Here is a 12,200-nt window from a genome sequence, read left to right on the forward strand (position 1 = left end):
CGCGGCCCGGCGTGTTCGAGCCGGTGAATTGCAACGGCCGCGTGCTGGTCGACGGCGCGCTGGTCAACCCGGTACCGGTTTCGGTCTGCCGCGCCTATGAGCAGCCGCTCGTCGTGGCGGTCAACCTTCACTATGATCTGTTCGGCCGCGCCGCCGTCATCAAGCACAGCGCCGGCGAGCTGGTCGTTGAAAAGGACGCGCCGCGGCCTGGTCAGATCGACGCCGAGCGCCAGTCGCATCAGACGCGGCTCGGCATCACCGGCGTCATGGTCGAGGCCTTCAACATCATTCAGGACCGGATTTCGCGCGCCAGGCTTGCCGGCGACCCGCCCGATATGTCGCTGCAGCCGAAGCTCAGCCATATCGGCCTGACCGAATTCCACCGCGCCGACGAGGCGATCAACCTCGGCTATCAGGCGACGATGGCGCAGATCGGCGAACTGACCCGGCTGCAGACCGTTCTCGCCTGACGCATATCTTCCCAACGCATGGAATCAAAACACTTGAAGCACGTCGATTGAATTCAACGCGACGCGCTTCAAGGTGACTGAGCAAGGATCAGTGCGCAGCTTCGGCAGAGGTGGCGGCATCCTGGGCTATGCCCGGAGCCTGCTTGAGCATCAGAGCCAGAACCGCACCAAGGAAAACCGCGGCGGCGGCGAACAATCCTGCCATACGCAATCCGTCGACGACATCCGATGTGGTAGCGGCCACTCCACCCAAACCGACATTGGCCACGACAAGAGCGGCGGCAAGACCCAAGGCTGCGCCGATCTGTAGGGATGTCGACCCTAGCGCCGAGGCGACTCCTTGTTCGTTGGCGGCCACTCCGGAAGCGGCAGCTACGAACAGCGTCGTAAAGGCGATGCCGCCACCGAAACCATAGATGAGGATCCCGGGCAGCACGGCCCAGTACGACCCGCCTGGTGACAGAGCAAGAGCGATCGCCACCAGCCCGATCCCATAGATGAACATGCCGGCAACCATCGTGGCGCGAGTCCCCCACTTGGTGAGCAGCAGTGCCGCGCCCTTGCCGCCGCCGACCAAGCCGCCGACACCGGCGCCGATCAAGCCGCCGCCAACCACGTCCTGTTCGGTCGAGGTGCAGCCGCTGACGGCAACCACCGCAACCAGGGCAATAATCATCTTCCGCATAGAGTCACTCCTCACTTTTTGTCCTCACTTGGTAAAGCTCCAGCTGCCATTTAGCATGAAATGACGGCCTTTGCTGCTGCAATCTATTGTTGGTGAAGATAGTCTTTTTCTGGGCCTGCCGCGTTCGACGCCATTACCAGGCTGGAAATTGCCAATGAAGCGTCAAGCGTACCATCGGCGCGCACGTTCCAGACGATCTGATCATAGTCGTCTTCAAGCACCGGATCGACGGCAAGACATTTGGCGACGATGTGATCAGCCTGCCCTTGCACGTCGCCCAAGACGAATGGGCGCTCGGCCACACATTGCTCGGCGGTCGCGAAAATGCTGACGGGCACCTGGAGTTCACGGCAGTCGGCCATCGTGTTCGAGCAACCGATGACCAGCAGCAATGCAGCGATATGTTCCATGGCGGGAAAGTCCTCTCGCCATAGTAACGGTCCACATCAGCCAAAGTTCCTGGCGCGCTGGCCGGGCAGGGAAATAAGACGGCGACAATTGATTCTGTCGCCGGCCGAAACGAGCTGGCCTCAATAGACCAGCTGGTACAGGGCGACCACCACGATCACCGCCACCAAGGCCAACGCAACAAGGCGCAAGGCTCCGTTGGGGACAGGGGCCAGCGGTGGCGCGGATGACTCGGAGTCCTCAAACTCGCCCATGGAAATCCGGGCGGCCTGCTCCAGTCTGTTCATATCGGCAACCGTCAAGGCATTCCCTCCCGCACCATGCTGCAAATCCTGCTGCGGAAATGTTCGGTGATGCAACAGGTTCCAGCGGTATCTGGGAAAAACAGCATCTGCTTTTATGGTGAACAGCTGGTTAAGAAAGCTCGGGTCGCTCAATCCGTCTCGAAATTCCCGTGTGGAACGACAAGGCGGTACTCGAGACGGCCAGCCGCGATTTCGAGCGTCGCCGTTCCGTTCAGTGACGCCGGCACGACCCGTTCGAGTGCGACGCTGCCGAAGCGCTTCTCGCTACGCCTGACATCACTGGCTCCGATTGCCTCGGCCCATGTCAACGACAGGGAGGTTCCCGTGTCGGCGGCGGTCAGGTTGGCTGTAACATTGACGAATCCATCGGGCCGCGACAGGGCGCCATAGCTCACCGAATTGACGGCGAGTTCATGCATCGCAAGGCCGATATGCAGGGCAGCGTTGGGATTGAGATAGGGGTTGGCCCCCTGAAACCTCAGGCTGCGAACCGGATCGCCTCCGTAGCGGCCCACCTGGCCCGATACGAGTTCGCGAAGTGCGGCGCCCCGCCAGTTGGAAGAGGTCACGAGATCCTGGGACGAAGCCAGCGATTGCAGCCGGCCGCGAAAACGTGTCAGGAAATCGCCGATGCTGTCGGAGTAGCGACCGGTCTGGGTGGCTATGCTCTGGATGATCGCCAGCAGGTTTTTCGAGCGATGGCTCACCTCCCGCAACAGCGTCGTCAGGGTCTGCTCACGGCGCTTCTGCTCGGTCGTCTCGACCATCGTGGTGACGACGCCTTGCACCGTGCCGCCGTCGCCGTGGTCGGCATCGATCCAGACCTCAAACCAGCGGCTGCCATCCTCGACGGGAACGCTGATCTCGAGACGTTGGGGGTTGCCGGATGCAATGACGTCGCGCTTGGCCGCGCCGATGCGGTCGGCCTGCGCCTCCGGCAGAATACCGATGCTGTCGGCGGTGTCCGAAACCCAGGGCGCACGCATGTTGCGCGCCCATACGGTTTTCATCTCGCGATCCTGGTAGAGAACGGAAATGCCGGCATTGTGCAACGCGTGAAGAAGGGCGCGGCCGAGCTGCATGCCGCTTTCGGCAGGATGGAGGGCGATGACTTCATCGCTTTGCACGTCCTTCCTGTTTCCGGTCCTGGAACCCATCGGCCAAACTGTCCACCCAATTCAGGCTGAACGGCTCACCGGTGAATGGGTTCCAAAGAGGTTTCCCGAACCCGCCGCCAAAAAACGGTCCGCCGGACGGCGTCCTTTGAAGGACACCGCCCGGCGGTGGCTGGAAACCGTTTGAGGGGTGCGGCTTCCAGTGTTCGGCCGTCCGTCTTTACGAAGCCCTTTTGAACAGGCCCGCAAGAAGCGAAATGACCAGGAAAGCGAGGAAGATGAAAAACAATATCTGCGCTATGCCGGCAGATGTACCGGCGATGCCGCCGAAACCAAGCGCGCCGGCGATGATCGCAACGACGAGAAATACGAGCGCCCAGTAAAGCATGATGCATCTCCTTCGAATGATGCGATAAAAACGTGGGTGGTTGCGGTTTGTTCCCACCCTTTGCCGAAAAAGACCGAGCTTGCAAATCGTTCGGCAGCCGGACGCGCAGGAAATTCGCCCTCACCGCCCGATGCGTGGATCAGGCGGCCCGAAGTGAAGAATTGAAGAATTGAGGAATTGATGAATGGACGATTTTGATGATCTGGAGAAATCGGCGAGCGAGGCTGTCGCCTTCAATTCCTCAATTCCTCCACTCCTCAATTCGCGACTATGCGGCTGCTTTCGCCTGCCGGTCAAAAAACAGTGCCTGGCTGATCAGCGCCTTGACCATGTCGGGATTGAACGGCTTGGTGACCAGGAAGGCCGGTTCCGGTCGCTCGCCAGTCAACAGGCGCTCAGGGAAGGCGGTGATGAAGATGACCGGCACCGACGTCGATGACAGGATCTCGTTCACGGCCTCGATGCCGGAACTGCCGTCGGCAAGCTGGATGTCGGCCAGCACCATCTTCGGCCGTGTCTTGCCGAACATCATCACTGCCTCGGCATGGGTGCGCGCCGTTCCAACGACCCGGTGCCCGAGGCTCTCGACCATTTCTTCGATATCCATGGCGATCAGCGGTTCATCCTCGATGATCAGAACGTCGGTTGCCACCTGGCGGGATATCTCGTTGCTCGCCTGGGCAAGCAGCTCTGAAAACTCCTGGTCGCCGACGTCGAGGATCTCAGCCGCTTCGTCCTCACTAAAGCCTTCGACAGCCACGAGCAGGAACGCCTGACGGGGCCGTGGTGCAATTGCATTCAGATTGGCGGCGGTGCGCTGTTCCCACGCCGATTGCGCCTGCTCCTGTGGGACGCGGATGGCGACCGATGTGAACAGCTTGGCGAAAACCTTGTACAACGCGATGCGGTCGCTCGATGCTTCGGGAAATATCTCGATATCGGCGATGATGGCTTCGAGCATCGCGGCTACCAGCGCATCTCCACTCTCTTGCGACCCGGAAACAGCCCGCGAGAAGCGGCGCAGGAAGGGCAGATGTGGTGCGATGGTGGCGGATAAGCTCATGGTAAGACGTCTCCCTCAGAATGACGTGATTGCGTAGCAGGTCAAGCTGACTGCAAGCCCGAACAATAACGCGGATTTTTTGAAAAAGTTCCGCCTCGACGGAACAAATGCCGGGGAGGGGCGTTTGGGGTCGGGATGGGCAACCAGACGACGGCGCCGCTTGCGTTGTGTTGAGTATGATAAGAGCGGTTTGAGCGCTGGGAATACAAGGGCAAAATGAAGGATATGACGAAAGATATTCTGGCTGGCGCCGAAAGCAGGCGCCGGAACGGTTCTGGTGACGCTCTTGGGCCGAACTCCGAAATCGGACGCAAACTCAAACAATATTACGACGCGCTGGTCTCCGACGATGTGCCGGATCGCTTTTCCCAGTTGCTTAGCCAGCTGGAACAGGCTGAACCCGCACAGAAGAAGGACTGAGGCATGGCCGCGGTCTCACAAGGCTTCAAGACTGATCTGCTTGGGGCAATCCCAAGTCTGCGCGCGTTCGCCGTGTCGCTGACGCAAAATGCCGATAAAGCCGACGACCTCGTCCAGGAAACCCTCGTCAAGGCTTGGGACAAGCATGAGAGCTTCCAGCCCGGCACCAATCTCAAGGCGTGGCTTTTCACCATCCTGCGCAACGAGTTCTATTCTCAGATGCGCAAGCGCGGGCGCGAAGTGCAGGACAGCGACGGTATCATGACGGCCAGGCTTGCCGTTCATCCGGCGCAGCACGGCCAGCTCGACCTGAAGGATTTTCGCGGCGCCCTGGAGCAATTGCCGGAGGACCAACGCGAAGCCATCATCCTCATCGGCGCATCTGGTTTCTCCTACGAGGAGGCCGCCGAGATCTGCGGTTGCGCGGTGGGAACGATCAAGAGCCGCGTCAGCCGAGCCCGTACGCGCCTGCAGGAGATCCTGAAAATATCAGGCGAGGACGAGTATGGTCCGGACGCAATTTCGGCCCAGGTAACGAGCTCGCCGGCGAGCTGACCGCGATCGTGTCTCAAGCGCGTCCGCAGGCCGCGGCGACCGCTTGCACGAGGTCTTCACCCGAATAGGGTTTGCCAACCACCCTGACGCCCGGAAACGATGCCTTGATTTCATCGACATCCGAATAGCCCGACGCAAACACGAAAGGTATGCCTGCCGCGCGCAGCCCGGAGGCGAAATCGATGGTTGAGGCGCCGCCCAGCATCAAGTCGACAATGGCTGCATCGAATCGCGTGGCGACCTCGCGGCCATCGACCTCGGTCAGGTCACGGGCGATCACCACCTCATCGGCGCCATGGTCGCGGCAAAGCTGCTCGACGTCCATGGCGATCAGAAATTCGTCCTCCAGGACCAGAATCCGCAATCCGTCGAGCAATGTGGGCACAGGCAAAGACTCCTTGAAACGCCGGAGTCATGATCGCTAATTCGCTTGCTGTCATTTAAAAAAGACATGTGGCAAGCGGGCGGAACCTCAATCCTTGCAACGCGTTGAAACGCGCTCTCCAAGAGCGGCTTTCGAAGGGGGGTCGAAATGTCGGTTCAGAACAATAGCGCTTTCTCCAGCCGCCAATATCCTTGCGAGAACTGCCCATTGCGGCCGTTGCCGATTTTTCGCGATTTCGAAAAACAGGAACTGGCCTTCATCAGCAAATTCAAGAAGGGCGAACTCGCAGTCGAAAAGGGTGGCACGGTGCTGGTGGAGGGAAGCCATAGCGCCCATCTCTACACGGTGCTCTCCGGCTGGGCGTTTCGCTACAAGCTGTTGCTGGACGGCCGCCGCCAGATTCTCAACTATCTCATGCCCGGTGATCTGATTGGCCTGCAAGGCAGTGTGATGGGCGAGATGCAGCATTCCGTGGAGGCACTGTCGCCGATGCTGCTGTGTGTTTTCGAGCGCGAATATCTGCATGAGCTGTACCGCAATCATCCCGGGCTGGCCTATGACATCACCTGGATCGCATCGCGTGAAGAGCGGATGCTGGACGAGAATCTGCTCAGCCTCGGGCGCCGCAGTGCGATCGAGCGCGCTGCCTATCTCATCGCCTTCATCGGCAGCCGCGCCAAGGTTGTCGGACTGAATGGCAACCAATCCGTCCAGATACCGATCACGCAACAGCACATCGCCGATACGCTTGGCCTGTCGCTGGTTCACACCAACAAGACGATCCGTAAGCTGATGGATCGCAAGCTGATCGTCTGGCGCGACGGCGGCTGCGTGGTTTCCGACAATGAAGGGCTCAAGCGGCTCGCCGGCTGGGAAGGGCTGGGTGAAGCGCGCCGGCCATTAATCTGAGGAAGCGTGTTTTGCCGGAGCCGGCGGACCGGGTGCGCGCCGATGCGTTTTCGGCTACTTTGTCCCCGATGCCGGAACCTTGAGACGCGCAGCGCGTTTGAAACCAAGCAATCACAAGGAGTTAAGCCATGGCCACTGCCGCAGGAAAGACCGCAAACGACGCCCGTGCAAATGCGGACCTGGAAGCCGACATCAGGCAGTTGAAGGCCCACATCGACAAGCTCACCAAACAACTGGCCAAGACCGGCGAGCATGGCTATGGCACCGCGCGCCGCGCAGCCACGGAAGGGGTCGAGCAGTTGCGTGCGCAGGGCGAAGCAGCCTTTGACAGCCTGCGCAGCAATGCCAAGGACATCGAAGCGCAGATGATGGCAAGCGTGCGTGAAAAGCCGGTGACGTCACTGGCGATCGCCGCCGGCGTAGGCTTCCTTTTCGCGCTCATCGCGCGTCGCTAGTCGCGCTCCGGATGGGAATGTTGGCAACCCTGATCTCGGGCCTCGCCTCGGGGGAAACCGTGGCCGCCATACACCGGGCGCGCACGGCGGCAATCGTCTATGTGATCGCCCTGGCCGCCGCACTTTGCGGTCTCGGCTTTCTTGTCGGGGCCGCCTATATCTGGACGGCGCTGCGCTATGGGCCGCTTGCCGCGGCACTGGGGTTTGGCGTCGGTTTCCTGGTGCTTGCCGGACTTATCCTGCTGATCTACCGGATCTCCGCAGGCTCACGCGCCCGGCGCCGGGCGCAGCGCCGCAATGCCGACATGAAGGCGATCGGCATCACCGCCGCACTCGCCGTGCTGCCGAGCCTGCTCAAGGGAAAAGGCGGTCTCGGCGTCATTCTTGGGCCGGCCGTGGCGCTCGCGGCCTACGCCATCTACCGCGAGAATGTGAAATCCGACGATCTGGATGAGAGCGAGCGGAGATAGAGCTGTTGGGAGAGGTCACTTTGACAACTCTTCCAGCGGCATCGAGATTTCGGCAAACACGCCCTCCGGCCGGAATTCATGGGTCACTTCGCTGGAAATGACCTTGGCCAGGCTGCGGCGAATGAGGATCGAGCCGAAGCCGTGCCGATCCGGCGGAGCGACTTGCGGGCCGCCGCTTTCGCGCCAGGTCAGCACAAGACGCCGGGCATCCCTCCTGCCTTGCGTCCTCCAGCCGAGGTCGACCCTGCCTGACGGCACCGACAGCGACCCATATTTCAGCGCGTTGCTGGCGAGTTCATGCAGGATCAGGCCAAGCCCGACGGCCTGGTCGGGCGACAGCAGCAGGTCGTCGCCGGAGATCGTCATGCGCGGCTGCTCGGCCGTTTCGAAAGGTTTGACCTCGATCTGGACGAGTTCACTGATGCCGATGCCACGCCACTCGCGGTCCGACAACAGATTGTGGGCGATGCCCAAGGCCTGAAGCCTGGCGCCGAAGGCCTCAAGGAACTGGCTTGGCTGGCGGGCATGGCGTACGGTCTGCGTTGCCAGCGCCTGGACGGTTGCCAAAGTGTTCTTGACGCGATGGTTGAGCTCACGCAGCAGCAGCCGTTGCCGTTCGTCGCCGAGCTTGCGCTCGGAGATGTCGTAGTTGACGCCGAAGATCAAGGTCGGCTTGCCGTCGCCGTCACGCTCGATGACACGGCCGCGCGTGGCGAGCCAGCGCGGCGGATGAAAGCCCTTCACCCGGTATTCGCCGAAATAGTCGTCGCTGCCGGTCAGGGCGTCGCGAAAGCGGGTTTCGGTCTGGTAGACGTCACGCGGATCGATGGCGGTGAGGATGTCACGTGCGCGCAGCCGGTTGGAGCGCGGCAGGCTGAACAGCTCCGACATCAATGTGTCGCATTCGATGATATCGGTGCGGATATCCCATGCCCAACTGGCGAGCGACGCCGCATCGAGTGCGATGGCGCGTCGTTTTTCCTCGCGAACCAGTGCGGCCTCGGCGATCGCGCCGCTGCGGGTTGCGTCCTTGAGGGTGAACAGGCTGGCAGCGAGGCCGGCGAGCGACTTCAGCTGGTCGAGCTCGGCGTGGGATGGAAAACCATGCGGCGAGCGGTCGAGCACGCACAGCGTGCCGATGCGGGCACCTGCCACAACCATCGGCGCGCCGGCATAGAAGCGGACATGGTGCTTTCCGGTGACCAGCGGGTTGGTCTTGAAACGGGGATCCGTCGTTGCATCCACCACCACCATCGGTTCGTCGCCGGCGGCAATCGCATGGGCGCAGAAGGAGACGTCGGTCGCGGTTTCGGCCTCGTCCAGGCCGAAGCAGGATGTGAACCACTGCCGTTCGAGGTCGACGAGCGTGACCAGGGCCATCGGCACCTGCATCACCGCCGCGGCAAGGCTGCTGACGCGGTCGAAATCGGGATCGGCCGCCGTATCCAGCATCTCCAACCCGTGCAGCACGGCGAGCCGGTCAACATCCTTGACTGCGCGCGCAACTTCGGCCGGCAGCTCGGGCACTGTTTGCGTCTTGCCAGTCACCCCACTTGCCTCGTCCCGGTCTTCGCCGCCGCCTGCTTGCGCTGGTGCAAGGCCAGCGCGCTTTTCCGGAACCATCCTAGCGAGGAACCGTTACCCGACCATGATTTGCCGAGCGCGCCAGCTGGTGCAGAATGAGACAGGGATCGAGCATGGCCAAGATCATTCCAGAAAACAAGGCGCGGCAGGGGCGATGGGGCTGGCATGGATTTCGAATCCTGATCGCCGCATTGCTTCTGGTGTTTGCTGCGTGGGGCATTGCCGAGATTTATGGTGTGTTGATCAAGGCGCCAACCAGCGATGAACAGCATGTCCCCACGCCCAGCACCACCGAGCAGGCTCCTGCTGGCTAAAGCCGGTTTGTTCGTTGCAACGCATCGCATCAGGCGGCTCTCGATTGGGCCGCGCTCGCCGGCACCAGCACATTCAGCGCGCCAGGCTGGATTTCGATTACCGTTTCACGGTCAAGCCTGACCAATTCGCCGTCCATCACAGCGCGAAACTTGCGGCTGCTCGAATGGATTTTCAGCACCGTTCTGTTCGTCTGGTGGATTTCGACATGTTCGTTGTCGCGCCATTTGCCGCGCGCCACGTTGAAGAAAAACTTGACCAATTCGGCGCGCTGCTTCGCCACCGTGACATAGACACCGAGCACGCCGCCCGCCGGATTGTCGGCGTAAGGCAAATGGCCTTCGCCGAACAAATTGTTGGTGATGCCGATGCCGGTGATGCGTGCCGCCATTTCGGCTTCGCCGATGCCGAGCGTCACATTCATCGCAGGTGGATTGTTGATCGTCGCCCAAGCCGCTTTGGCCGAGGCGCGGATCTTTCCCAACCGCGAACCGAACTCCATCTTCTGGCGCAGTTGCACCATCTTCGCATGCATGCCGATCGAGAACTGATGTATGAAAGGTTGGCCATTGGCGGTCGCCACGTCGACCGCGATGATTTCGCAGTCGGCGAAGGATTTCAGCGCTCCATCGAGTGACTGCGGAATGCCCAACCCCCGCGCGAACAGGTTCATGGTGCCGGCCGGCAATATGGCAAGCGCCTTCTTCGTGCCCATCAGCCGCGCGGCCGCGGCGGAAATGGTCCCATCGCCGCCACCCGCCAGCACGACGTCGACAGAGCGACGCGAAGCCGCGCTGTCGAGCGTTTCCACCACGTCCTTGCCGGCGACAATTTCGATGCTGAGCGAGTGCCCTGCCGTCTCCAGCGTCTGATGCATCCTGTCGGAGAAGGCGACGAGGTCGGTGGTGCGCAAAGTGCCGCCATCCCGGTTCAGCACCGCTGCGAATTTCATACCCCGCTCCATCATGTCAGCCAAAAAGCGGCCGGGACACGCCCAGCCGATGGCGGAAACGCGGCGGCGACGGAAAGGTTCCCTTGACACGAAGGGGCTTCTAAGCCGCTCGATCATTTCTGTGATTTCGATTTCCGGACGGCGCGGTTTTGTCGGAACAACAGACTGGTCACAACGTTGTGAACCTGTAGATGCCGCGTCCGACTTTCCGGCGAAGACGCGGCGCACGAGATCAGGCACGAGGAGAGACTATCATGATCCGCAATCTTTTAGCCACGACCGCACTCGCAACACTGATCGCGACGGGCGCATATGCGCAGAGTGCGACGACCCCGGCGCCGGCACAGAGCCCAGCCGTTCAGGAGTCAGGCGCCGCGACGGTCCGCGCAGAGGGCAGCATCGTCACCAACATCATCGGTGAATCCGTCTACAACGGCACTGGCGATGATGCCGAGAACATCGGCAATGTCAGCGACGTCGTCTTCGACAAGGATGGGCAGGCGAAATCCGTTGTCATCGACGTTGGCGGTTTTCTGGGTGTCGGTGCCAAGAGCGTCGCCTTCGAGTACGGCAAGCTGCAGTGGGCCGAAAAGAATGGTGACCGCTGGCTGGTAGCCCAGACGACCAAGGACGAGTTGACCGCTCAGGCGGAATTCGACAGCCAGCCCTACAGTCCGGCCCCCGCACCTGCGGCATCGACCGACGCGACCGCACCTACGGCACCTGCTACGACGGATACGGCACAAAAGCCGGCCGACATGAACGCCGCTCCGGCGGAACCGGTAAAGCGCGCGGACGGTAACCTTGCCACCAACATCATCGGTGAAGACGTATATAACGGAACCGGTGATGACGCGCAGAATATCGGCGATGTCAACGACATCGTGCTGACCAAGGAAGGCAAGGCCGAGTCCCTGGTCATCGGCGTGGGCGGTTTCCTTGGCCTCGGCGCCAAGAATGTCACCTATGATTTCTCTAAGGCGCAGTGGGCCGAGAAGAATGGCGACCGCTGGCTGGTGGCCCAGACCACCAAGGAAGAGCTGCAGGCGCAGCTCGATTTCGACCGCAAGGCCTATGATCCGGCGCCGGCCACGACGGCTTCCAACGAGCCTGCGGCCACCGCTCCGGCTGCTGTGCCGTCCGACACGACGGCTCCTGCTGTCGCTCCGGCAGATAAGACCGCCGAAGCTCCGGCAGCGACCACCCCTGACGCCTCGGCTCCCGACCAGACACAGACTGCCGCCATCGACAAGTCGACGTTGACCGAGATGCCGGTCGGCGAGATTCGTGCCGATGACCTGAAGGGCACGACTGTCTACGGCGCAAACGACGCCAGGGTAGGCGAAATCGGCGATGTCGTGCTTGCGCCTGACAACAAGACGGACGCGGTGATCGTCGACGTTGGCGGCTTCTTAGGCGTCGGTGAAAAGGAGGTCGCGGTTGGTATGGATAATCTCAAATTCATGACCGACAAGGACGGCAACAAGTACCTCTACACGACCTTCACCAAGGAGCAGCTCGAGGCTCAAACCGCCTATGACAAGGGCAGCTATGCTGAGCAGCGCGATCAGCAGCGCATGATCGTAAGGTAATTCTGTTCAGCCCAATGAAGCCCGCGCTGGCAACGGCGCGGGCTTTATTTATGTGTGGCCAGGTTGCAGGCCAGCGGCATGGCCGACGAGGCCGTTCTGGGTCAATTCGGCCAGTGCCAACGACTGATCGAG

Annotated in this window: 17 protein-coding genes; 8 read left to right on the forward strand and 9 right to left on the reverse strand. The window is 61.3% G+C overall.

The window, feature by feature from the left end:
• The coding region (locus EN750_RS04305) for a patatin-like phospholipase family protein (protein ID WP_145967406.1) at positions 1 to 470 on the forward strand (470 nt) is incomplete at its 5' end.
• 88 nt (positions 471 to 558) lie between these two features.
• Here EN750_RS04305 and EN750_RS40435 read toward each other — a convergent pair.
• The 6 genes from EN750_RS40435 to EN750_RS04335 form a co-directional block, all read right to left on the reverse strand.
• The gene (locus EN750_RS40435) at positions 559 to 1,155 is read right to left on the reverse strand and encodes an MFS transporter (protein ID WP_127395718.1); all 597 of its coding nucleotides are present in this window, start codon (positions 1,153 to 1,155) and stop codon (positions 559 to 561) included.
• A gap of 83 nt (positions 1,156 to 1,238) precedes the next feature.
• Complete coding sequence (locus EN750_RS04315) at positions 1,239 to 1,565, reverse strand: hypothetical protein (RefSeq protein ID WP_127267715.1); 327 nt, start codon at positions 1,563 to 1,565, stop codon at positions 1,239 to 1,241.
• A gap of 120 nt (positions 1,566 to 1,685) precedes the next feature.
• Positions 1,686 to 2,000: a hypothetical protein gene (locus EN750_RS40440; protein WP_236383520.1), complete on the reverse strand. Its 315-nt coding sequence runs from the start codon at positions 1,998 to 2,000 to the stop codon at positions 1,686 to 1,688.
• Positions 1,997 to 3,025 (reverse strand): sensor histidine kinase, encoded by a 1,029-nt coding sequence (locus EN750_RS04325; RefSeq protein ID WP_189526050.1) that lies wholly within the window; start codon positions 3,023 to 3,025, stop codon positions 1,997 to 1,999. The genes EN750_RS40440 and EN750_RS04325 overlap by 4 nt, the downstream gene beginning before the upstream one ends.
• A gap of 178 nt (positions 3,026 to 3,203) precedes the next feature.
• A complete protein-coding gene (locus tag EN750_RS04330; protein WP_013529282.1) occupies positions 3,204 to 3,371 on the reverse strand; it encodes a DUF1328 domain-containing protein in 168 nt (55 codons plus the stop codon).
• Between the two features lie 268 nt (positions 3,372 to 3,639).
• Positions 3,640 to 4,434, reverse strand: coding sequence for a response regulator (locus EN750_RS04335; protein ID WP_023810997.1), 795 nt, complete (start codon positions 4,432 to 4,434; stop codon positions 3,640 to 3,642).
• 216 nt (positions 4,435 to 4,650) lie between these two features.
• On the opposite strand from EN750_RS04335, the gene EN750_RS04340 reads away from it, so the two are divergent.
• The gene (locus EN750_RS04340; RefSeq protein ID WP_023810998.1) at positions 4,651 to 4,854 is read left to right on the forward strand and encodes a NepR family anti-sigma factor; all 204 of its coding nucleotides are present in this window, start codon (positions 4,651 to 4,653) and stop codon (positions 4,852 to 4,854) included.
• A gap of 3 nt (positions 4,855 to 4,857) precedes the next feature.
• Positions 4,858 to 5,409 (forward strand): RNA polymerase sigma factor, encoded by a 552-nt coding sequence (locus EN750_RS04345; protein WP_013529285.1) that lies wholly within the window; start codon positions 4,858 to 4,860, stop codon positions 5,407 to 5,409.
• Between the two features lie 13 nt (positions 5,410 to 5,422).
• Here EN750_RS04345 and EN750_RS04350 read toward each other — a convergent pair whose 3' ends face one another.
• Positions 5,423 to 5,794 carry a response regulator gene (locus tag EN750_RS04350; RefSeq protein WP_127395719.1) on the reverse strand — a complete coding sequence of 124 codons (372 nt, stop codon included), beginning with the start codon at positions 5,792 to 5,794 and terminating at the stop codon, positions 5,423 to 5,425.
• A 147-nt stretch (positions 5,795 to 5,941) separates the two neighbouring features.
• Between EN750_RS04350 and EN750_RS04355 the strand changes: the two genes are divergently transcribed.
• The 3 genes from EN750_RS04355 (at position 5,942) to EN750_RS04365 (ending at position 7,628) form a co-directional block, all read left to right on the forward strand.
• The gene (locus tag EN750_RS04355) at positions 5,942 to 6,703 is read left to right on the forward strand and encodes a Crp/Fnr family transcriptional regulator (protein WP_127269632.1); all 762 of its coding nucleotides are present in this window, start codon (positions 5,942 to 5,944) and stop codon (positions 6,701 to 6,703) included.
• A 128-nt stretch (positions 6,704 to 6,831) separates the two neighbouring features.
• Positions 6,832 to 7,158: a DUF883 family protein gene (locus EN750_RS04360; RefSeq protein WP_127395720.1), complete on the forward strand. Its 327-nt coding sequence runs from the start codon at positions 6,832 to 6,834 to the stop codon at positions 7,156 to 7,158.
• Positions 7,159 to 7,169: 11 nt separating this feature from the next.
• On the forward strand, positions 7,170 to 7,628 hold the full coding sequence (locus EN750_RS04365) for a hypothetical protein (RefSeq protein ID WP_127395721.1): 459 nt from the start codon (positions 7,170 to 7,172) through the stop codon (positions 7,626 to 7,628).
• Between the two features lie 15 nt (positions 7,629 to 7,643).
• Here EN750_RS04365 and EN750_RS04370 read toward each other — a convergent pair whose 3' ends face one another.
• The gene (locus EN750_RS04370) at positions 7,644 to 9,155 is read right to left on the reverse strand and encodes an HWE histidine kinase domain-containing protein (RefSeq protein ID WP_164873940.1); all 1,512 of its coding nucleotides are present in this window, start codon (positions 9,153 to 9,155) and stop codon (positions 7,644 to 7,646) included.
• A gap of 170 nt (positions 9,156 to 9,325) precedes the next feature.
• Between EN750_RS04370 and EN750_RS04375 the strand changes: the two genes are divergently transcribed.
• Positions 9,326 to 9,526, forward strand: coding sequence for a hypothetical protein (locus tag EN750_RS04375; RefSeq protein WP_127269171.1), 201 nt, complete (start codon positions 9,326 to 9,328; stop codon positions 9,524 to 9,526).
• 29 nt (positions 9,527 to 9,555) lie between these two features.
• Here the strand turns inward: EN750_RS04375 and EN750_RS04380 are convergent, their stop codons facing one another.
• Positions 9,556 to 10,476 (reverse strand): diacylglycerol kinase family protein, encoded by a 921-nt coding sequence (locus tag EN750_RS04380; RefSeq protein WP_127395723.1) that lies wholly within the window; start codon positions 10,474 to 10,476, stop codon positions 9,556 to 9,558.
• 254 nt (positions 10,477 to 10,730) lie between these two features.
• On the opposite strand from EN750_RS04380, the gene EN750_RS04385 reads away from it, so the two are divergent.
• Positions 10,731 to 12,068, forward strand: coding sequence for a PRC-barrel domain-containing protein (locus tag EN750_RS04385; RefSeq protein ID WP_127395724.1), 1,338 nt, complete (start codon positions 10,731 to 10,733; stop codon positions 12,066 to 12,068).
• Positions 12,069 to 12,200: the final 132 nt, after the last annotated feature.

Source organism: Mesorhizobium sp. M7A.F.Ca.ET.027.03.2.1, assembly GCF_003999175.1.
Lineage (GTDB): Bacteria > Pseudomonadota > Alphaproteobacteria > Rhizobiales > Rhizobiaceae > Mesorhizobium.

Coding starts and splice junctions, on each gene's coding strand:
- EN750_RS04375 (WP_127269171.1), top strand. CDS start 9,326: ATGGCCAAGATCATTCCAGAAAACAAGGCGCGGCAGGGGCGATGGGGC.
- EN750_RS04325 (WP_189526050.1), bottom strand. CDS start 3,025: ATGGGTTCCAGGACCGGAAACAGGAAGGACGTGCAAAGCGATGAAGTC.
- EN750_RS04380 (WP_127395723.1), bottom strand. CDS start 10,476: ATGAAATTCGCAGCGGTGCTGAACCGGGATGGCGGCACTTTGCGCACC.
- EN750_RS04345 (WP_013529285.1), top strand. CDS start 4,858: ATGGCCGCGGTCTCACAAGGCTTCAAGACTGATCTGCTTGGGGCAATC.
- EN750_RS04330 (WP_013529282.1), bottom strand. CDS start 3,371: ATGCTTTACTGGGCGCTCGTATTTCTCGTCGTTGCGATCATCGCCGGC.
- EN750_RS04365 (WP_127395721.1), top strand. CDS start 7,170: ATGGGAATGTTGGCAACCCTGATCTCGGGCCTCGCCTCGGGGGAAACC.
- EN750_RS04385 (WP_127395724.1), top strand. CDS start 10,731: ATGATCCGCAATCTTTTAGCCACGACCGCACTCGCAACACTGATCGCG.
- EN750_RS04355 (WP_127269632.1), top strand. CDS start 5,942: ATGTCGGTTCAGAACAATAGCGCTTTCTCCAGCCGCCAATATCCTTGC.
- EN750_RS04360 (WP_127395720.1), top strand. CDS start 6,832: ATGGCCACTGCCGCAGGAAAGACCGCAAACGACGCCCGTGCAAATGCG.
- EN750_RS40435 (WP_127395718.1), bottom strand. CDS start 1,155: ATGCGGAAGATGATTATTGCCCTGGTTGCGGTGGTTGCCGTCAGCGGC.
- EN750_RS04340 (WP_023810998.1), top strand. CDS start 4,651: ATGAAGGATATGACGAAAGATATTCTGGCTGGCGCCGAAAGCAGGCGC.
- EN750_RS04315 (WP_127267715.1), bottom strand. CDS start 1,565: ATGGAACATATCGCTGCATTGCTGCTGGTCATCGGTTGCTCGAACACG.
- EN750_RS04335 (WP_023810997.1), bottom strand. CDS start 4,434: ATGAGCTTATCCGCCACCATCGCACCACATCTGCCCTTCCTGCGCCGC.